A 20684-nucleotide genomic window follows, 5' to 3' on the forward strand; every position below is an offset into this window, starting at 1 on the left:
GGGCTGCGCAGTTTTCGCGCAAGCGATGAAGGACTTATCAGCTGGGCCGTGCCCAGTTTTTCGACCTTGGCGGACGGCTGGTGGCGATCGCACGACGCAGGACAGGGCGATCACCGCCAGGGTGCTGCCGGCCGCGCCCGATCCGAGCCCAAGGAACGGATCGCGCATACGGGCGACAGAGTCCGCGATTCTGGTGCCATAATGCGGAACTGTGTTGAAAGCACGATGGCGTCCCGATTGGTTCCGGCGCTGGTTTCCGCTACAATGCCACCATGTATCGCGCCGTGACTCGCCACATCGAAGTGACCGTCGAACCGAACTTCCTGCCTGAGAAGTCGTCGGTGGCCGATGGCCGCTGGTTCTGGTCCTATACCGTCGTCATCACCAACAGCGGGGAGGAGACGGTGCGGCTGCGCAGCCGGCATTGGATCATCACCGATGGGATCGGCCGGCAGCAGGAGGTCCGCGGCGAGGGTGTGGTCGGCGAGCAGCCGGTGCTCGCGCCAGGCGAGCGCTTCGAATACACCTCCGGCGTCCCGCTCACCACCGCGTCCGGCTTCATGGCCGGCTCGTACCAGATGGAGAGCGAGAGCGGTGAGCACTTCGACATCGCCGTGCCGGCCTTCTCGCTCGACAGCCCCGACGGCAAGCGGGTGTTGAATTAGCTGAGAAGGCATGCAGTTCGACTGCCCCCAGTCGTCCGCTCGCTGTCTCTTGTGCTGCTCTCGACGTTCAACATCTTGTCCTTGCGGCTCGCCTGCCGATGTTTGGCCCGCTGTCGTCCCGGCAAGCTTCCGACAACGCGCCAGCGGACGAAGTGCAATACGATGGATCCTGTACTCACGCCGCACGTCATCGTTCTCGCGACGCATCTCGCGTCCGAGCTTTGCCCATTCATCCGCCCTCTGCAAATAGAGGGCGCAGGGAAGGCCGGGCCTCGGCTGAGGCCTGCGGCCCGCCTGCAGAAAAAAATGCAGGCGGCAGGTACCACAGGTTCAGCCGGAACGACCCGGCCTTCCCTGCGCGACTGGTTTTAACGGCTGCTTCGCGTTCTCCCTGGCGCGCCGGGCTTTCTGGCCGCCATCCCCACGCGAAGCGAAGCCTCAACGTGAGTTGATATCAGCATCGGGATATCAGGACCGCGCGACTTGACCGTGCGTGCATCGCCGTTCGTCCGCGCAAATATCGCGCTGCAACGACACACGCCCATCGCCTCCCACTGCCAACGGTCCGTGACGGTCGCGAAACGCCCCTCATGCGGCAACAGGATGCGCGGAAATGTGCCAGTGATTTGCCCGACGGCACAAGTTGTTTGTTGCTGCGACCAATCAACGCGACGGGCAAGGATGAGGCGTCGATCAGCGAGAAAGCCGATTTTCAACAACGAACTAATGGAAATCGCCGGCGCACACGAACTCCCGACATTCTCTCCGACGCCGCGCGACGCAGCCGCCGCCTATCGAGCGTCATCGCGAGGAGCGAAGCGACGACGCGCTCGCGATGACGTACGGAGGGCTGTCGCTCGACCACGATCACTACGATGCGCGGAGCGAGCGCAACAGAGTCAATTCTCCGTCACGCCGGCTTCGTGCGGAGTGAAATGATAGACCGAGGAGCAGAACTCGCAGGTGACGACGACCTTGTCGTCCTGCACCATGTCGGCGCGGTCCTGGGGCGAGAAGCTCTTCAGCATGTTGGCGACCGCATCGCGCGAGCAGGAGCAGCGCGCCTGCAGCGGCACGGTGTCGAACACGCGGACGCCGCGCTCGTGAAACAGACGATACAGCAGCCGCTCGCCGGACAGCGCCGGGTCGATCAGCTCGATATCCTCGACCGTCGCGACAAGCGATTGGCCCTCGATCCAGGCCTCGTCTTCCTCGACCGCATGCAGCTCGGTGCCCTCGGGCGCATCGCCGGGATGCAGATCGGCCTGGCGCAGGCGCTCGGGCGCCTGGGGCAGGAACTGCGTCAGCAGGCCGCCGGCGCGCCAGCGGTGCTTGCCGCCGCTCCACTCCTCGCCGACGGCGAGGCGCACACGGGTCGGGATCTGCTCGGAGCGCAGGAAGTATTCATGCGCGGCCTCCTCCAGACTGCCGCCGGTAAGCGCGACGAGGCCCTGGTAGCGGCTCATGTCGGCGCCCTGATCGATGGTCATCGCCAGATGGCCCTTGCCGAGCAGGCCGCCGGAGTCCTTGGCCGAATCCTTCAGCTCTTGCAGTCGCGCCTCGTCATAGCGTGCGTAAGCGCGCAGCCGGTCGGGCGCCTGGAAGTCGACCACCAGGAATGACACCGGCCCGTCGGTCTGGGTCTGCAGGATGAAGCGGCCGTCGAATTTCAGCGAGGAGCCGAGCAGCGTCGTCAGCACGATGGCCTCGCCGAGCAGCTTGCCCACGGGCGCGGGATAGGCGTGCTTGGTGAGGATATCGTCGAGCGCGGGACCCATGCGGGTCAGTCGCCCGCGCAGATCGAGCGCCGCGACCTCGAACGGCAGCACGGCGTCGTCGACCGGCACCGCCGAGGGGGCGCGGCTGGTGTCGAGATGGATGTCGTTGTCGGGGGAATTGGTTGTCATGGGGCGTATTTGGGGATGAAGCGGGGAAAGTGAAGGGGGATGGAACTAGCGTATACCGCGGGCTCCGTATACCTTCTCGTGGGAGAGGATTAGGTCGCATCGCAGGGTGGGGGTGGTGACGCAAGCACCGCATCATCGACCAACGGCCAAGCGCATCCGCGGCTTCGCGAAAGCAATGCGTCGGGAGCCAACTGATGCCGAAGCTGCTATGTGGCGGCTGCTGCGCGACCGCCGCCTGTCGCAGTTCAAGTTTCGACGACAAGTGCCGTTCCGGGACTACATCCTCGATTTCGTCTGCTTCGAGCAGCGCCTGGTCATCGAGATCGATGGCAGTCAGCATGCCGACGCGGTGCGTGATCGGACGAGAGAGGAAGTGCTCGCAAGAGAGGGGTTTAGAGTTGCGAGGTACTGGAACAACGAGGTGCTCCTTCAACGCTCGGCCGTTCTCGAGGACATTCTCGTAAAGCTGAGCGAACCGAGAGAGACCCTTCACCCAGTATGACCGCGCCGCCGGTCGATCATGCCACCACAAGGGAGAAGGTGCACCGAGCTTGCCGCGCGGATTCAAACAAACCTTGAACTAATCAACCGGCGAACGCGATCGAAAGATCAGCCCCTCACGGGATTGATGAATGCGCCCTCTCCCCTTGTGGGAGAGGGCTACACCGACGGAAGCAGCGAACTCACTTGGGTGAGGGGTTGGTGCCACACACTCAAGCCTGAGCCCGGGGCAACCCCTCACCCGGTTTCCATGCTCCGCATGGAAACCACCCTCTCCCACAAGGGGAGAGGGTGCACCGAATACGTAGCTCAAACTTTCTCGTTATCAAGTCCCTAAGCTCGCTCGCCGAAGCACCAGGCCAAGATGCCCTTCTGTGCGTGCAGGCGGTTCTCGGCTTCGTCGAACACGACCGACTGCGGGCCGTCGATCACCTCGTCGGTGACCTCCTCGCCGCGATGGGCCGGCAGGCAATGCATGAACAGCGCCTCCGGCTTGGCCAGCGACATCAGCTTGGAGTTGACCTGATAGGGCTTGAGCAAATTGTGGCGGTGCTCGCCATCCTTGTCTCCCATCGAGACCCAGGTGTCGGTGACGACGCAGTCGGCACCGGCGACAGCGACCTCCGGATCGTGGCCGAGATGGATGTCGGCCCGGGTGGCGCGGATGAAATCCTTCATCGGCTTGCCCGGCGACAACTGCGGCGGGGTAGCGACGTTGAGCCGGAACTTGAAGCGCTCGGCGGCATGCGCCCAGGAGGCCAGCACGTTGTTGTCGTCGCCGGTCCAGGCCACGGTGCGGCCCTCGATCGAGCCGCGATGCTCCTCGAAGGTCATCACGTCGGCCATCACCTGGCAGGGATGCGAGCGCCGGGTCAGGCCGTTGATGACTGGCACGGTGGCGTGCGCGGCGAGCTCGAGCAGCGCCTCATGGCTGAGGATGCGGATCATGATGGCGTCGACATAGCGCGACAGCACGCGCGCGGTGTCGGCGATGGTCTCGCCGCGGCCGAGCTGCATCTCGGTGCCGGTCAGCATGATCGCCTCGCCGCCGAGCTGGCGCATGCCGACGTCGAACGACACGCGGGTGCGTGTCGACGGCTTGTCGAAGATCATCGCCAGCACCTTGCCCTCGAGCGGCTTCTTCGCCGGCTCGCGCGCCTTCAAGGTCTTCTTCATCGCGCTGGACAGCGCCAGCACGTTGCGCAACTCCTCCACCGGCATCTCGGTGAGATCGAGGAAATGACGCGGCGTGTTGCCCATGGTCTTGCTCATGATGCGGCCGCCTGCTTGGCAGGCCCGCCCGACAGCGCCGCGCAGGCGCGATCGAGCATCTCGACCGATTGTTCGATTTCGGATTCGTTGACGATCAGCGGCGGCAGGAAGCGTACGACGTTGTCGCCGGCCCCCACCGTGAGCAGCTTCTGATCGCGCAGCGCCGCGACCAGATCGCCCGACGGCACCACCGCCTTGACGCCGATCAGCAGGCCCTCGCCTCGGATCTCGGAGATGACATCGGGATGACGATCGAGAACGGCACCGAGCTTCTGCTTCAACAGCAGCGACATCTTGCGGACGTGATCGAAGAAGCCGGGCGCCAGCATCACGTCGAGCACGGCGTTGGCCGCGGCGACCGCCAGCGGATTGCCGCCGAAGGTCGAGCCATGCGAGCCCGGCGTCATGCCCGACGCGGCCTCGGCCGTGGCGAGCACGGCGCCGATCGGAAAGCCGCCGCCGAGCGCCTTCGCCAGCGACATCACGTCCGGCGTGACGCCGAGCCAGCGATGCGCGAACAGATCGCCGGTGCGGCCCATGCCGGTCTGGACCTCGTCGATGACCAGCAACAAACCGTTGTCGTCGCAGAGCTGGCGCAGCGCCTTGTAGAACGGCAGCGGCGCGGTGCGCACGCCGCCCTCGCCCTGCACCGGCTCGACCAGGATACCGGCGGTGTGCGGACCGATCGCCTTCTTCACTGCTTCGATGTCGCCGAACGGAACCTGATCGAAGCCGTCCATCGGCGGACCGAAGCCGTCGAGATATTTGGCCGAACCTGTCGCGGCGAGCGTGGCGAGCGTGCGGCCGTGGAACGCGCCTTCGAACGTAATGATACGATAGCGTTCGGGATGTCCCTTGGCGGCGTGATATTTGCGCGTGATCTTGATCGCGCCTTCCATCGCCTCCGCGCCCGAATTGGCGAAGAATACGTAGTCGGCAAAGCTCTGCTCGCACAGCCGCGCGGCAAGGCGCTCGCCATCCGGGCTCTTGAACAGGTTCGACATGTGCCAGAGCTTGGCCGCCTGCTCCTGCAGCGCCTTGACCAGATGCGGATGCGCATGGCCGAGCGAATTGACTGCGACGCCCGAGGTAAAATCGAGATAACGGTCGCCATTGGTCGCGATCAGCCACGCGCCTTCGCCGCGCTCGAACGAAAGATCGACCCGGGCGAATACGGGGAGGAGATGCGTAGCGGCAACACTGGTCATGGCGGATCACATGAGCTGACGGGCCGGCCGAGACACGCGCCACGCGGCGCCATCGCGCATCAGGGACCCCACCCTGGAAAACAAAATGTGCCGCCTTTTCAAGGCGGCACGTGCATCTATTGTATGCGGGCAGCGGTGGGAGTCAACTACGCGTCAGCTGATGCATGGGGGGCCAGCCCGTGAGAATCGGACGCCTGACGCAGCTCGAGACACGCCACAGGGAACCACGGAATGTGTGGACTGCGGCCGCCGACTCTTGCGCGGGAGTCACGCCATATTGTAGCGTTTTCAACGTCGAGTACGACATCTCGTGCGGCAGTTCTGATCCCTCTCGAAGTTCTCTGAGTTTGCGTAACGTCCGGGTGCCTTGCGCGCGCCCGGCGAGGGACAAGGGATTCTGCCGCCAGGGATTTTCTTGAGACAGCATCGCAGCGCCGTCCCGGAATTGGCCGGCGCAACGCGAAGGGAAAGGTTCGATGACCGTATTGACCTGGTCCGACGATCGCGTCGAGCAACTGAAAAAACTCTGGGAAGCCGGACTGTCGGCCAGCCAGATCGCCGCGGAACTCGGAAACGTGACGCGCAACGCCGTGATTGGCAAGGTGCACCGGCTGGGCCTGTCCGGCCGCGCCAAGAGCCCGGCCACCGCGGCACCGCGCCAGCGCAAGGCGGCCCGCCCGGCACAGCCGATGATGCGGGTGGCGCGCCCGGTGGCGCGCGGCAACACGGCGCTCGCACAGGTTTTCGAGGTTGAGGCGGAGCCCGATCCGGTTGCATTCGACAACGTCGTACCGATGAACCAGCGGCTGTCGCTGCTGGAGCTCAACGAGGCGACCTGCCACTGGCCGGTCGGCGATCCCTCGAGCGCGGATTTCTTCTTCTGCGGCGGCAAGGCGCTTTCTGGCCTGCCCTATTGCGCGCAGCATTCGCGCGTCGCCTATCAGCCCGCGGCCGACCGCCGCCGCCAGCCGGCGAAGTCGACCACGCGCTGAGCGGCCGGCGACCACGGCGGGCGATGAGGTGCTCCGCATCGCCTCGCGATGTCCGGCCTCTGTTCACGACGATCGATGATATGCGCCCGGCCTGCGCCGGGCCGCAAGATGCGCCCGCCCGTCAGGCGCGTGCTGCGGGCCTGGACTGCGGAAAGCAGGCCGTGAAAGCGGCGCCGTTGCGCGGCACGCTCTCGATCAGAAGCCGGCCGCGATGGCGGTTGAGGATGTGCTTCACCAGAGAGAGGCCGAGCCCGGTGCCGCCCTGCGCGCGGCTGTCGCCGACATCGACGCGATAGAAGCGCTCGGTCAGCCGCGGCAGATGCTCGGGCGCGATGCCGGGGCCGAAATCGCGCACCTTGACCCGGATCTCCGGCGCGTTCTCGGCGGAGACGGCCTGCTCCAGCGAGACGATCACGCGGCCGCCCGAGGCGCCGTATTTCAGCGCGTTCTCGATCAGGTTCTCGAACACGCGCAGCAGCTCCTCGCGGTCGCCGGCGATCGTCACCGGCGCCTCCGGCAGGCTGGTCTCGATCACCACCTGGCGCTCGCGCGCCAGCGACTCCAGCCCGTCGGTGACCTGGCGGATGATGGGGACGACGTCGACCATGGCGTGGGGCTGGACATGCGCCGACAGCTCGACCCGCGACAGCGACAGGAGATCGTCGATCAGCCGCGCCATGCGCGTCGCCTGGATGTGCATGATGCCGAGGAAGCGCTCGCGCGCCTTCGGATCGTCCTTGGCCGGCCCCTGCAGCGTGTCGATGAAGCCCGAGAGCGCCGCCAGCGGTGTGCGCAGCTCGTGGCTGGCATTGGCGACGAAATCGGCGCGCATCTCCTCGACCCGGCGTAGCGGGGTCAGATCGTGGAACGTCATCAGCATGCATTTGTCGGTGCCGCCGAACGCCGTCGGCACCGGCACCGGCGTGATGATCAGCTCCATCCAGCGATCGACCGGAACGTGATCGTGATAGGTGGCGCGGCGGATCTCGGTGGTAGCGATCGCCTCGCGCAGCGCGGTGATGATCTCCGGCGTGCGCAGCGCGAATTGGGCGAGTTCGCCCTTGCGCAAGGCAGGCGCGAGCTGCGCGGCGGCGGCGTTGAGGTGGATGACGCGGCCGGCGCGATCGAGCAGCACGGCGGGATCGGGGATGCCTTCGACCACTGCGCTCACGGCCGGCGCCTCGACCGGGTTGGCGTGGCGCTCCTCCTCCCGCTTGGCGACCGCGCCATGCAGCCGCCACGGCACCAGGGCGGCGGCGGCGATACACAGGAATACCGCCAGGGCCCGCAGCGGCAGCAGCTCGTCCAGCAGCACGAGCCCGGCAAGCGCGAGCGCCGCAGCCAGCAGGATGATCGCGGAATGGCGCAGCCGGTCCGGCCAGGGGGTGAAGATCGAGAGCGCCGTGTCGGAGGGAGCGTCGAGAGCCATCTCGTCCTACTATTCCCTTGAGCTGGCGTCAGGCACCGGAATCGCTGCGCTTCCTCACAAAAGCGGCTTCGGGCGGGGGGCCCGGATCGAGGCTGAGCGCGGCCTGCCGCAGCCGCTTCGACCGCGTGCTGATGATAACCTCGCGAAACGTCAGCAAGATTACAGAAATGAGGAACGGCGCCAAATAATACAGCATCCGGAACAAGAGCATTCCGGCCAGCAGCTCCTCGCGGTCCATCTGCCACAGCCCGACCAGCATCGCGGCGTCGAACACGCCGAGCCCGCCGGGCGAATGGCTGGCGAAGCCGAGCAAGGTCGCCGAGACGAAGATCACGGCCACGACGACGAAGCCGAGATTGGGCTCGTCCGGCACCAGCACATACATCGCGAGCGCGCAGAAGCCGAGGTCGATGATGCCGATCGCGATCTGCAGCAGGGTCAGCGGGCCGCTCGGCAGCACCACGGTCCACGGCCCGCGGCCGACCACGCGCGGCTTGGTCCATACCCAGGCGACATACCCCAACAGACCGACCAGGATCGCGATCGCCGCCATGCGGTTGGCCCAGGGCGGCAGCTGGTCGATCGAGGCCGCCGCCTCCGGATGATAGCTGATGCCGAGCCCGAGCACGGCGGCATTGCCGAGCCAGAACGTCAGGCCGGCGAGGAAGCAGATCTTGGCGACGTCGATGGCGTTCAGCCCATGGGCCGAATAGACGCGGTAGCGCACGGCACCGCCGGTGAAGACGCTGGCGCCGACATTGTGGCCGATCGAATAGCTGGTGAAGGCGGCCAGCGCATTGACGCGGTAGGGCACGTGGTCGTGGCCGATCGCGCGCACCGCGAACAGATCGTAGAAGGTCAGCGTGAAATAGCCGGCGGCAACGAACAGCGCGGCGAGCGCGATCTGATGCGGCTCCGTGCTCTTGATCGCCTCGAGCACCTCGTAGGTGTCGATGCCGCGCAGCATGTGGTAGAGGACGTAGCAGGCGACCGCGATCACAGCGATGCTGATCAGCACGCCGAGCTTGTGCAGGACTTGCTTCTCGCGCAGGAACGTGGCCGCTCTGCGTATGGCTTCAAGCATCTACACCTCTCACCGTGATCCGATCACGACGGCCGGGGACGCCGCGCCCCGGAGGCCGCCGCGTCATGTGCGCATACAACGCCCTCGTAGCGCGTTTCGACGCATTGGGGAACACGGAGCGTGCGAACAAAAGCGTACACATGGATATACTTAGCAGGCTTTACGGAAATGCGATGCACCGTTTTGCCGCACATGAGGCAAGACATCAGGCAAAGACATCAGGCAAGCCATCATGCAGGACGGAGCGTCGGCGCACGCTCCCGGCCAGCCTGCAAAGCCCAGGTTAAACTTCGGTGAGGAACGCGCATCTCCGGGCTTTCCGGGGGGCCCCACGGCTGGGCGGGTCGTCATCGTTCAACGATAAGCGCCGGCTGCGCGTTTGACAGGGTCGCACCTCGTCAAACCTTCGTGTCTCGCAGTTGCGATGACCCGGGCACGCCGACGGCGGGGGGCGCCGCCGCAGTCTTGGCTGCAGTCTTGGCAGGTGGCGTCGGGCGCAGACCGGCGGGCGGCCGCTTCAGGCCGCGGATTTCGTCCGCATGCTGCGGATCACCACCAGCGCCCGCAGCCAGGTGCCGATGGCGCAGCCGACGAGGTAGGGCACAAACATGATCAGCAGCAGTTCGAGCCAGTAGCCGGCCCGGCCGGGGATCAGGCAGGTCACGGCCGCCGCGACCAGGCCGGCGGCCAGCGCCGCCAGCAGCCAGGTCAGCCAGCCCGACACGCGCGGGGCACGATGCACCACGGCGACCCAGCCCATCGCCAGCCCGATGGCGAAGGCGCCGGCCAGCCAGCCCCAGTGAAAGGCAACGAGATAGGCCATGACGTTACCTCACCACGAATTCGATGCGGCGGTTCTGTGCCCGGCCGTCGGCGGTGTCGTTGGAGACGACCGGCTGGGTGCTGCCATAGCCGATCGGGGTGAAGCGGTCGGCCGGCAATCCGGCCTTGACCAGATAATCGACCACGGCCTGGGCGCGCTTCTGCGACAGCACCTGATTGGCCGCGGGGTCGCCATCGGCATCGGTGTGGCCGATGATCTCGACATTGGCGGAGGGGCAGCGGAACGCGATCTCGACGAGGCGGTCGAGCAGACCGGTGGAATCCCTGTCGAGGTCGCTGCGGCTGGTCTCGAATCGGATCTTCGCCTTGCCGAGCAGGTCCGAGAACAGCTGCTGGCACACCGTGGGATCGACCGGGGCAGCTGCCGGCTTCACCGTGATGTCGGCCTTCACCTGCCAGCCCTGCGGGACATCCTTGGCGAGCCCGGTCCGGATCTGGGCGGCGGCGGCGTCATAGAGCGCGTCGCCGGAGATCTTGATGTCGCGGTCGGACACCACCAGCGTGCCGGTCGACAGCCGGGACAAGGCGCCCAGCGCCGGCACCACCGCATTCACGAAGTTGGTGGGCGCACCGATGCTGTTCTTGAGATTGTCCACGACCTTCTCGCTGAAGAATTTTCGCGATGAAGAGCCGACGACGACGGCGTGGATGTTCTCGTCGGGAACGTTGCCGGCGAGCGTCACGGTGACCGCGACGGGGTCCTTGTAGGCCTGGAAGATGTAGGGCGGCGCCTTGACGTCGTTGCTGGCGACCTTGAAGCCGTCCGGCAGCTTGCCGAGCGCGGCTGCGATCGCCTCGCGGCCGCCGAGCTCGCGGGCCATGCCGGACAATGCGACCTCGCCATCGGAGATCGTGAACTTGCCGTCCTTCAGCCTGCCGATCTGGCCGATCAGCAGCAGCGCCGCATCCTCGAAGCGCGTTGGCGCGCCGCGCGCCAGGCCCATCTGGTCCGCGACCTCCACGCCTGGCAGCGCCGCCCGCGTCGCGTCCATCAGCCTGCCCTTCAAGGCGGGCAACGGCGCATTGCCGCCCAGCGTCACCCGGACGACGTCGCGTTCGGCCGACCAGACGAAGGGCTTGGCCTCGGGGACCAGCCGCGTCTCGTCGTTGACGAGCCGCACGCCGGCCACGCCGTCCACCGCAGCGACCGCATCGCGGCGTCCAGCCTCGGAAAAAGCATTGGCGCGCAGCGAGACATCGCGGCCATCCACCGTGATGCTCGTCCTGTCGAGCACGGCCCCCTTCAGGACGGCCGAACTGCGGCCGGCGAGATCATTCTCCAGGGGAACGGTGCTGGTCCAGGCCGCGAGGCCCCAAAGCACGATCAGCGGGAGGACGCCAGGCCACCATTTCCCGCTCCACCTGAAAAGTCCACGCATTCGTCATCCGTCGCATCGAGGAAGCAGAGAGAAAACAAACCCTTGCATGCCTGTCAAACCGGAAATGAGGCGCGCCGCACGGTACGTTGCGACCGCAGGCTAAGGCTTTCTTCAATCATTCGTCGGTAACCTTGTCCCGACACTCACCGGGCCGCATATTTCAGATGAGGCGATTTCGCAAAACCTTTATCCGTGCCGGCCTGGAAGCGCTGTATCTGAGCGGCGCGCATGTCTGGCTGCGCCCGATCTTCTCGGGCGTGGGAGCGATCTATACGCTGCATCATGTGCGGCCGCACCACGACGCCGATTTTCAACCCAATTGTCACCTCGAGGTCACGCCGGATTTCCTGCGCGAAATGTTGTCGCACCTGCGCGACCACGACATCGAGATCATCACCCTCGACGAGTTGCACAGCCGGCTGGAGGCGAAGGACTTCTCGCGCCGCTTCGCCTGCTTCACCTTCGACGACGGCTATCGCGACAATCGCGACTTCGCGCTGCCTGTGATGCGCGAGTTCGATGCGCCGTTCACCATCTATGTGACGAGCGATTTCGCATCGGGACTGGGCCGGCTCTGGTGGGTGACGCTGGAGCGGCTGGTCGCGAAGGCGCAAACGATCGACATCGAGATCGGCGGGCTGTCGCTGCAGCTCGATGCATCGACGCCGGCAGCCAAATGCGTGACGTTCCAGCGCCTGCACGATTGGCTGCGCGCACTGCCGGGCGAGCACGACGTGCGGCGTGAGATCAGCGCGCTGTGCGCGCGCTACGACGTCGACGAGGCTTCGATCTGCCGCGAGCTCTGCCTGTCCTGGGACGAGCTCCGGGCGCTGTCGACTGAGCCATTGATCTCGATCGGCGCGCATTCGATCAGTCACTGCAATCTCGCCAAGCAGACCGAGGAGACGGCGCGCATCGAGATCGCCGACAGCCGTGCTCGGATCGAGAACGAGTTGCAGCGGCCGGTGCTACACATGGCCTATCCCTACGGCGACCGCGCCGCCGCCTCCCAGCGCGAATTCGTGCTGGCGGCCGCGAGCGGCTACAAGACCGCCGTCACCACCCGCCCCGGCATGATCTTCGCCGAGAGCGCCGATCATCTCACGGCCCTGTCGCGTGTCTCGCTGAACGGCCACTACCAGGACGCCCGCGTGCTGCCGGTGCTGACCTCGGGCGCGGCCACCGCGATGTGGAACGGCTTCCGCCGCATCGACGCGGCATAGCCCCGCCATAACGTTCCCCCGATTGAATTGCGGCGAATTCGTGCGACGGCGTCTCACTTGACGTGCTGGCGCGTCCCGCTCACAAGCACGCATGACATAAGAAAAGGGAGGCTTCATGCTCAGGAACTTGTTCTCACTCGAAGGACGCATCGCGCTCGTCACCGGCGGCTCGCGCGGCATCGGCAAGATGATCGCATCCGGCCTGCTCGCGCATGGCGCGGCGAGGGTCTACATCACCGCGCGCAAGGCCGGGCCCTGCGAGGCGACCGCCAAGGCACTGACGACGGAATATGGCGGCGAATGCGTCGCGCTGCCGATCGACATTTCGACGATGGCCGGCATCGAGACGCTCGCGGGCGAGATCAAGAAGCGCGAGCCCAAGCTCGACATCCTCGTCAACAATGCCGGCGCGGCGTGGGGCGCCGACTTCGACGAATTCCCGGAGAGCGGCTGGGACAAGGTGATGAACCTCAACCTCAAGACGCCGTTCTTCCTGACCAAGGCGCTCGCAGCTCCCTTGCGTGCGGCGGCCAGCGCCGAACGGCCCGCAAAGGTCATCAACATCGCCTCGATCGACGGCATCTTCGTCAACCCGCTCGAGACCTATTCCTATGCGGCGAGCAAGTCCGGCCTGATCCATCTGACGCGGCGCATGGCGGCCAAGCTGATCAAGGACCACATCGTAGTGACCGCGATCGCGCCGGGACCGTTCAAGTCCGACATGAACAAGGCAGCACGCGACAACGCCGACGAGGTCGCCTCGCGCGTGCCCGCCGGGCGCATCGGCACCGACGAGGACATGGCGGGCACAGCGATCTTCCTCGCCTCGCGCGCGGGCGACTACGTGGTGGGGAATACGATCGCGGTCGATGGCGGTATCGTCTACGCAAATCCGGGCATTCCGGGCGCGGGCTGGGATAGCTGAGAAGGGCGAATAGCGAATAGCGAATAGCGAATAGCGAATAGCGAATAGCGAATAGGCTACTTCCCCTATTCGCTACTCGCAACTCGCAATTCGCCTCTCATCAAGTCTCGATCTTCACGTACTCGAAGTCACCCGGCTTGTTGTCGATGCCGACCTTCGGGGGCGCGATCCACGACGCGTACTCGCCGATCTCGGTGACCGGCTTCATCAGTGAGGAGATGTAGGCGCCGTCATCGGTCGAGGGCAGCCAGTCGCTCTTGCGCTTTTGCCAGGTCCCCTCGTCGATCAGGATGCCGTCGGGTGTCGCATGGACGTCCTTGAACTCGCCGATGGCGCGGTGGAAGGCGGTATGCGGCAGCTTGAGCTGGAAGTCGTAGCCCGCCGTGCTGATGATCTTGTTCCAGCGCAACAGGCCCTTGACGCAGTCCTGCGAGTAGTCGTCGCGCAGGCGCATGTTGAGCGCGGTCAGCGCCGGCTCGTCGACCCGCTTGATCTCGCCGTCGACCAGCTTGAGCACCGGATAGGTCGCGTTCTTGAGCTGGTGATCGTCCTGGATCTGGGTCTCGTGATAGCGGCCCTTGATGCCGGCATTGAAGGCGTTCGCAGCGTTGGTCGAGACCTCCGAGCCGAACAGATCGAGCGATAGCGTGTAGTGCAGGTTCAGCTTCTTCTGGATGGTCGGCAGATCGATGACGCCGAGCGCGCGGACCTTGGCGATGTCGGTGGGATCATCGATCCCGGCGGCCCGCATCGCCTCGACGGTGCGCTGGATGACGCGGCCGACGCCGGTCTCGCCGACGAACATGTGGTGCGCCTCTTCGGTCAGCATGAAGCGGCAGGTGCGCGACAGCGGGTCGAAGCCGGACTGCGCGAGCGAGTGCAGCTGCATCTTGCCGTCGCGGTCGGTGAAGTAGGTGAACATGAAGAACGACAGCCAGTCCGGCGTCTTCTCGTTGAAGGCGCCGAGCATGCGTGGGGAATCCGCGTCGCCCGACCGGCGGCGCAGCAGCTCGTCGGCCTCCTCACGGCCGTCACGGCCGAAATATTTCTGCAGCAGATAGACCATCGCCCAGAGGTGGCGACCCTCCTCGACGTTGACCTGGAACAGGTTGCGCATGTCGTAGAGCGACGGCGCGGTCTTGCCGAGATGGCGCTGCTGCTCGACCGAGGCCGGCTCGGTGTCGCCCTGGATCACGATCAGGCGGCGCATCAGCGCGCGGTATTCGCCGGGGACCTCCTGCCAGGCCGGCTCGCCATAATGCTCGCCGAACGGGATCTTGCGATCCTCTTCCTGCGGAGCAAGGAGAATGCCCCAGCGATAGTCCGGCATCTTGACGTAGTCGAACTTGGCCCAGCCGCGCGGATCGACCGAATAGGCCGTGCGCAGATAAACCAGCGACTGCTGGAAGCCCTCGGGGCCCATGTCATTCCACCAGTCGACATAGCCGGGATGCCAGCCCTCCAGCGCCTTGAGGACCTGACGGTCCTCGGCGAGATTCACGTTGTTCGGAATCTTGGTCGAGTAATCGACGTTCATGATGTTCATGTTCATGGAGACCTCCCGGGGGCTTTGATCTGTTGGAGGCGAGTAGCGAATGGCGAGTAGCGAATAGGGGTTCCAGACATCCTTCCCTATTCGCTATTCGCCACTCCCCGTTCGCTCCCCTTACACTCGCGTCATGTCGTAGTTCGGCCGCTCGCCGGTGCCGTAGCGCCGGAGCGCGCCCTCCTCGCCGACCGCGTTGGGCCGCTGGAAGATCCAGTTCTGCCAGGCGGTGAGGCGGGCGAAGATCTTCGATTCCATCGTCTCGGGGCCGGCGAAGCGCAGATTGGCTTCGAGTCCGGTGAGGCTGTCCGGCGAGAAGCTGGCGCGCTCCTCGAGGAAGACGCGGATCTCGTCCTCCCAGTCGATGTCGTCGAGCGCGAAGGTGACGAGGCCGAGCTCCTCGGCCTCGTCGGCCTCGAGCGGCTTGCCAGTCTGCGCGCGGACACGCTCGAGATCGTTGGGATCAGCGAGGAAGCGCGACTCCAGCCGCGTCAGGCCGTGACTCATCGGATAGGGGCCGAAATTCATCGCCGACAATTCGATCGCCGGCGCCGGACGGTTGTCGCCCTGGATGGTGCCGATCAGCATGTAGGAGCGGTCGGAGGCGAACACGAGCTCGGCGAGTGTGCCGGCGAAGCAGGAGCCGGGCTCGACCAAGGTCACCAGCGTCCGCGACGTGACGTCGATGCGCTTCAGCACGCGCTTCCAATAGTGACGGATCTCGTTGACCAGCCAATGCGCCTTGTTGGCCTCCAGGAAGGCGTCATGGGCCAGCACCTGGGCGCGCTCGCCATGCGACTTGAACACCAGCATGGCGATGCCGAGCTCGTTGATGCGCAGATGCAGGATGGCATCATCCAGCTCGCGCGCAACCTGCAGCGGCCAGAACGATGCGCCCTGCGCGATCATGCCGTCGATGTCGGCGGGCGGCGCGGCTTCGGGGGCCGAGATCGTGATCGTGGCGATGCGGGCGGCGCGATCGATGTCGACGTTGACGAAGCCGTAGCGTACGCTTGACGCATCGATCACGCGCTTGAGCGGCGTGAGCGCAACGCCCTTGCCGCTGCCGTTGCGCTTGGAGGCGGCCGCGAACTCCTTGGCGCGCTCGGCCACCTTGGCATCGACCTTGGAGTTCGGCGCGATCTCATCGACCAGCCGCCACTGCACGGCGCGCTTGCCCTTGACCCCCTCTTCCGTCGTGCAGAACGCATCGGCGCGATCGCGGCGCACCTTGCGCTTGTCGACGACGCGCGTCAGGCCGCCGGTGCCCGGCAGCACGGCGAGCAGCGGAACCTCCGGCAGCGACACCGAGGACGATCCGTCATCGGCGAGGATGATGTGGTCGGTGGCGAGCGCGAGCTCATAGCCACCGCCGGCCGCTGTGCCGTTCACCACGGTAATGAAGCGCTGGCCGGAATTCTCGCTGGAATCCTCGAAGCCGTTGCGGGTCTCGTTGGTGAACTTGCAGAAGTTCACCTTGTGGGCATGGGTGGCGCCCGCGAGCATGCGGATGTTGGCGCCGGCGCAGAACACACGCGGCTTGGCCGAGCGCAGCACGACCACCTTCACCTCGGGGTGTTCGAAGCGCAGCCGCTGCACGGCGTCCGCCAGCTCGATGTCGACACCTAGATCATAGGAATTGAGCTTGAGCTGGTAGCCCTCGAACAGGCCACCATTCTCGTCGACGTCCATGGCGAGCGTCGCCACCTCGCCGTCGATCGAGAGCTTCCAATGTTTGTAGCGGGAGGGATCGGTCTGAAAATCGATGAACGTCTTGCCTCCCGCGAGCACGCGGTCTTCCCCGGCCATGAGTCACCCTTCGTTGGAGTGCTTATCGTTGAGATGCACAATAATTCATGTTTTGACCGACGTCTACGACAAAAAGCCGAAACATGCACTTTGTTTCATGTTCGTGATGCCGGGGCCGGCAAGGTCGCGGCCGCGAACTCGGCGATGACCCGCAAGGTGGCGTCAGGCGACTCGCGATGCGGGGAATGGCCGGTCTTGGGAAGCATCGTCACCTCGACCGGGCAGTAGCACTCCTCCTGGATGATCTCGACCTGGCGGATGGTACCGTACTGGTCGTCGATGCCCTGGATCACCGCGACGGGGACGCGGATGTAGGCGAGGTCGCCGGTGATGTCCCAGGCCCGGAATGCCGGATCGAGCCAGGCGCCGTTCCAGCCATGGAACGCGTTGTCGACGTCCTTGTGCCAGCGTCCGAGCTTGGCGCGCAGCTCCGTGGTTTCGTAAATGGTCTTGATAGCGGCGATCGACGCGACCGAGACGTCCTCGACGATCACGTGCGGGGCGATCAGCACGACACCGTCGAGGCGATGATCGGCGCGGCCGCCGGCGTAGATCGCCGCGATCGAGGCGCCATCGGAATGGCCGACGAGGAGACCGCGCTGGAAGCCGATCGCATCAAGTAGCTTCGGCAGCACATCGCGGGCCTCGCGTTGCATGTAGTCGAGCGGCCGCGGCAGCGTCACCGGGCTTGAGGCGCCGTAGCCGGCGCGCGAATAGGCAAACACGGAGGCGCCGGTGGCTTGTTGGAGCTTGTCGGGAAAATCGCCCCACAGGCCGACCGAGCCGAGGCCCTCATGCAGCAGCACGATGCATGGCGCGTCGGATGGCTGCGGACCGATCAAGCGATATTCGAGTTGAGCGGTGTCGATGGTGAGGAAGCCTGATGCAGCTAGCGCCATCGCGACCGCTCCGTCTGCACGTGATGTAAAATGCTCCCGCAGCTCGCTCCCTCGTTCCCTCCCCCCTTGTGGGGGAGGGCTAGGGAGGGGGGTAAGCCACACGCACCGGCGCGCGTGGTACCCCCCTCTCCACCTCTCCCCCACAAGGGGGGAGAGAGCCGAGCGGAGTTCGCGGCGATGAGTTGCGTCACCATGCACATATCCCGGCCCCGTCATTCCGGACGGCGCAGCGAAGCTGGGCCGATCCGGAATCTTGAGATTGTCTGTCGCTTGATCTCACCCACGTCGAGCTTCCGGGTTCGCGACTGCGGCGCGCGCGGGAATGACAGCCAATGACAGCTAATGTGCCCCCTCGCGCAGCTTGAAGCGCTGGATCTTGCCGGTCGCGGTTTTCGGCAGGCTGTCCACCACCTCGATCCAGCGCGGATATTTCCACGGGCCGATCTTCTGCTTGACGTGTTCCTTCAGTGCCTCGTGCAGGGTCGAGCGATCGACGCTCGGGCGCAGCACGACATAGGCCTTGGGCTTCAACAGGCCTTCCGGATCGGCTTCCGGCACCACGGCCGCTTCGAGCACGGAGGGATGCGTGATCAGGGCGCTCTCGACCTCGAACGGCGACACCCAGATGCCGGAGACCTTGAACATGTCGTCGGAGCGGCCGCAGAAGGTGTAGCGCCCATCGGCGTCGCGGACATATTTGTCGCCGGTGCGCGTCCAATAGCCCTCGAAGGTCGAGCGGGTCTTGTGGCGCTGATTCCAGTAGCCCTCACCGGCGGACGGTGCATGCACCAGCATCTCGCCGACCTCGCCGTCCGGCACGTCCTGGCCGGCCTCATTGACAAGACGAACCTGATAGCCCGGCACAGGGCGCCCCGATGAGCCGTATTTGATGTCCCCGGGCGCGTTGGACAGGAAGATATGCAGCAGCTCGGTCGAGCCGACGCCATCGAGAATGTCGACGCCGAACCGCGCCTTCCAGGCATTGCCGACCGATTCCGGCAGCGCCTCCCCGGCCGAGGTGCAGATGCGCAGAGCGCTGCCGGCCTTCTCATGGCGCAGCGACTCATCGTGCAGCATCGCGGCGAACAAGGTCGGCACGCCGTAGAAGATGGTCGGATTGTAGCGGTTGAGGAGCTTGAACATCAGCGCCGGCGTCGGGCGCTCGGAGTTGAGGATCGTGGTTGCGCCGACCGACAGCGGGAAGGTCAGCGCATTGCCGAGGCCATAGGCGAAGAACAGCTTTGCGGCTGACAGACAGACATCGCTCTCGCGGATGCCGAGCACTTGGCTGGCATAGGTCTCGGCCGTCGCGGCGAGATTGCCGTGCAGATGGCGCACGCCCTTGGGCATGCCGGTCGAACCGGATGAATACAGCCAGAACGCAGGCTCATCCTCGTGGGTCGCGACCGTGTCGAACTGATCGCTCTCGCGCGCGAGCTCCTCGGTGAGCAGCTTGTGGCCGAAGGCATTGGCGCCGGACACGACGACGCAATCGAGATCCGGCATCCGGCCGACAATGTCCTTCACGACCGGATACAGCGCCTCGGACACGAACAGCACGCGGGCGCGGCAGTCCGCGAGCACATAGGCGTATTGCTCCGAGGTCAGCAGCGTGTTGAGCGGCACCGGGACGACGCCCGCGCGCATCGCGCCGAGAAACACCGCGGGGAAATCCACCGTGTCGAGCATGATCATCGCCACGCGCTCCTCGCGGCGGACGCCAAGGCGGCGCAGCATGTTGGCGACGCGGCAGGTCTGCTGTTGCAGACCGCGATAGGTCAGCTCCGAGACCGTGTCCGTGTAGGCGAGCTTGTCGCCGCGCCCCGCCTCGACATTGCGGTCAAGCAACCACGATACCGCATTGTACGACTTCACGGCATTCTCCCCGGATTTTTGAATTATAATTCATACAAGGCCACCAACATCGCTTGCTGTCAATCCTCCTCGGCATTATGTTTCCTGGTCAAAAGAGTACCTCAGGGATATGACGCCACACAGCGATGCCCCGCGCGACGACGGCCAGTCCGCGGCCGAGACCGATTTCCTCGACCAGCTGGGCCAGCGGGTGCGGCGGATGCGCGGGCTCGCCGGCATGTCGCGCAAGGTGCTGGCCGAGGTCTCCGGGATTTCCGAGCGCTACATCGCCCAGCTCGAAAGCGGCAAGGGCAATGTCTCGATCGTGCTGCTGCGCCGGATCGCCAATGCGATCAACGCGCCGCTCGACGACATCATCCCCGGCGGCGAGCCATCGCCGGACTGGCCGGTCATTCGCGATCTCCTGAAGAAGGCGACCCCGAGCCAGATCGCGGAGGTCAAGGAGCTGCTTGCCGGCAGCGCATCGGCGCCATTGCGGCGTTCGTTCTCAGGCATTGCGCTGATCGGCCTGCGCGGCGCCGGCAAGTCGACGCTGGGCAAGATGCTGGCGGAGCGGATCGGCTGGAGCTTCGTCGAGCTGAACAAGGAGATCGAGCGGCAGAACGGGCTTTCGGTTGCCGAGATCATCGCGCTCTACGGCCAGGAAGGCTTTCGCCGGATGGAGCAGGCCGCCCTGGTGCAACTGCTCGCGCGCAAGGAGCCGATGGTGCTGGCGACCGGCGGCGGCATCGTCTCCGAGCCGGTCACCTTCGACCTGATCCTGACCTCGTTCTACACGATCTGGCTCAAGGCCGAGCCGGAGGAGCACATGGGGCGTGTGCGCAAACAAGGTGACCTGCGGCCGATGGCCGACGACCGCTCGGCGATGGCCGAGCTGCGCAACATCCTGGCGAGCCGCGAGCCGCTGTACGCAAGGGCCAATGCGGTGGTCGATACGGCGGGGCTGTCGGTCGAGGCGGCCGCTGTGCGGCTGAGCGATGCCGTGCAGCCGGTGCTGACGGGCGACGCCCGGATGTTCGCGCGGGCGTGAGACGTCCTGCGACTTCGATCGCGCCGCAAGCGTCCGGTACGCATTAACCACCACCCACATTTCAATACCGGCGAGACTCGCCACACACCCTCCGATT

The 20684-nt window shown here is 65.5% G+C and carries 17 protein-coding genes; 6 read left to right on the top strand and 11 right to left on the bottom strand.

What is annotated here, in order from left to right; all coding sequences use genetic code 11:
* Nucleotides 1-272 precede the first annotated feature (272 nt).
* Nucleotides 273-665: a Co2+/Mg2+ efflux protein ApaG gene (apaG, locus tag QW868_RS22335; protein ID WP_315735770.1), complete on the top strand. Its 393-nt coding sequence runs from the start codon at nt 273-275 to the stop codon at nt 663-665.
* 899 nt (nt 666-1564) lie between these two features.
* Here the strand turns inward: apaG and QW868_RS22340 are convergent.
* On the bottom strand, nt 1565-2572 hold the full coding sequence (locus QW868_RS22340) for an Hsp33 family molecular chaperone (RefSeq protein WP_315740511.1): 1008 nt from the start codon (nt 2570-2572) through the stop codon (nt 1565-1567).
* A 115-nt stretch (nt 2573-2687) separates the two neighbouring features.
* Between QW868_RS22340 and QW868_RS22345 the strand changes: the two genes are divergently transcribed.
* Nucleotides 2688-3074 carry an endonuclease domain-containing protein gene (locus tag QW868_RS22345; protein ID WP_315774321.1) on the top strand — a complete coding sequence of 129 codons (387 nt, stop codon included), beginning with the start codon at nt 2688-2690 and terminating at the stop codon, nt 3072-3074.
* Nucleotides 3075-3406: 332 nt separating this feature from the next.
* On the opposite strand, the gene argF is transcribed toward QW868_RS22345, so the two are convergent.
* Both argF and QW868_RS22355 read right to left on the bottom strand, forming a co-directional pair.
* Nucleotides 3407-4333, bottom strand: a complete 927-nt coding sequence (gene argF, locus QW868_RS22350) for an ornithine carbamoyltransferase (protein WP_315717175.1) — start codon at nt 4331-4333, stop codon at nt 3407-3409.
* 8 nt (nt 4334-4341) lie between these two features.
* Nucleotides 4342-5553 carry an aspartate aminotransferase family protein gene (locus tag QW868_RS22355; protein ID WP_315740512.1) on the bottom strand — a complete coding sequence of 404 codons (1212 nt, stop codon included), beginning with the start codon at nt 5551-5553 and terminating at the stop codon, nt 4342-4344.
* Between the two features lie 476 nt (nt 5554-6029).
* On the opposite strand from QW868_RS22355, the gene QW868_RS22360 reads away from it, so the two are divergent.
* Nucleotides 6030-6545 carry a GcrA family cell cycle regulator gene (locus QW868_RS22360; protein WP_315717142.1) on the top strand — a complete coding sequence of 172 codons (516 nt, stop codon included), beginning with the start codon at nt 6030-6032 and terminating at the stop codon, nt 6543-6545.
* Nucleotides 6546-6666: 121 nt separating this feature from the next.
* Here QW868_RS22360 and QW868_RS22365 read toward each other — a convergent pair whose 3' ends face one another.
* The 4 genes from QW868_RS22365 to QW868_RS22380 form a co-directional block, all read right to left on the bottom strand.
* Nucleotides 6667-7974, bottom strand: a complete 1308-nt coding sequence (locus tag QW868_RS22365; RefSeq protein WP_315740514.1) for an ATP-binding protein — start codon at nt 7972-7974, stop codon at nt 6667-6669.
* A 28-nt stretch (nt 7975-8002) separates the two neighbouring features.
* The gene (locus QW868_RS22370) at nt 8003-9058 is read right to left on the bottom strand and encodes a lysylphosphatidylglycerol synthase domain-containing protein (protein WP_315740515.1); all 1056 of its coding nucleotides are present in this window, start codon (nt 9056-9058) and stop codon (nt 8003-8005) included.
* Nucleotides 9059-9575: 517 nt separating this feature from the next.
* Entirely contained in the window at nt 9576-9881 is a 306-nt protein-coding gene (locus QW868_RS22375; RefSeq protein ID WP_316231523.1) for a hypothetical protein, read from the bottom strand.
* Nucleotides 9882-9885: 4 nt separating this feature from the next.
* A complete protein-coding gene (locus tag QW868_RS22380; protein WP_315797795.1) occupies nt 9886-11280 on the bottom strand; it encodes an OmpA family protein in 1395 nt (464 codons plus the stop codon).
* Nucleotides 11281-11444: 164 nt separating this feature from the next.
* Between QW868_RS22380 and QW868_RS22385 the strand changes: the two genes are divergently transcribed.
* Together QW868_RS22385 and QW868_RS22390 are read left to right on the top strand one after the other, a co-directional pair.
* Nucleotides 11445-12503: a polysaccharide deacetylase family protein gene (locus QW868_RS22385; protein ID WP_316231524.1), complete on the top strand. Its 1059-nt coding sequence runs from the start codon at nt 11445-11447 to the stop codon at nt 12501-12503.
* Nucleotides 12504-12618: 115 nt separating this feature from the next.
* Nucleotides 12619-13428: an SDR family oxidoreductase gene (locus tag QW868_RS22390; protein WP_315717136.1), complete on the top strand. Its 810-nt coding sequence runs from the start codon at nt 12619-12621 to the stop codon at nt 13426-13428.
* A 100-nt stretch (nt 13429-13528) separates the two neighbouring features.
* On the opposite strand, the gene boxB is transcribed toward QW868_RS22390, so the two are convergent.
* From boxB to QW868_RS22410, 4 genes are all read right to left on the bottom strand, one after another.
* On the bottom strand, nt 13529-14980 hold the full coding sequence (boxB, locus tag QW868_RS22395) for a benzoyl-CoA 2,3-epoxidase subunit BoxB (protein WP_316231525.1): 1452 nt from the start codon (nt 14978-14980) through the stop codon (nt 13529-13531).
* 114 nt (nt 14981-15094) lie between these two features.
* Nucleotides 15095-16783, bottom strand: a complete 1689-nt coding sequence (gene boxC / locus QW868_RS22400) for a 2,3-epoxybenzoyl-CoA dihydrolase (protein WP_316231526.1) — start codon at nt 16781-16783, stop codon at nt 15095-15097.
* A 95-nt stretch (nt 16784-16878) separates the two neighbouring features.
* Nucleotides 16879-17682 carry an alpha/beta hydrolase gene (locus QW868_RS22405; protein WP_315797799.1) on the bottom strand — a complete coding sequence of 268 codons (804 nt, stop codon included), beginning with the start codon at nt 17680-17682 and terminating at the stop codon, nt 16879-16881.
* Between the two features lie 339 nt (nt 17683-18021).
* Nucleotides 18022-19557, bottom strand: a complete 1536-nt coding sequence (locus QW868_RS22410) for a benzoate-CoA ligase family protein (RefSeq protein WP_315773696.1) — start codon at nt 19555-19557, stop codon at nt 18022-18024.
* A gap of 109 nt (nt 19558-19666) precedes the next feature.
* Between QW868_RS22410 and QW868_RS22415 the strand changes: the two genes are divergently transcribed.
* Nucleotides 19667-20587, top strand: coding sequence for a helix-turn-helix transcriptional regulator (locus QW868_RS22415; protein WP_316181244.1), 921 nt, complete (start codon nt 19667-19669; stop codon nt 20585-20587).
* The last annotated feature ends 97 nt before the right edge of the window (nt 20588-20684 follow it).

Source organism: Bradyrhizobium sp. SZCCHNR1051 (assembly GCF_032489615.1).
Classification (GTDB): domain Bacteria; phylum Pseudomonadota; class Alphaproteobacteria; order Rhizobiales; family Xanthobacteraceae; genus Bradyrhizobium.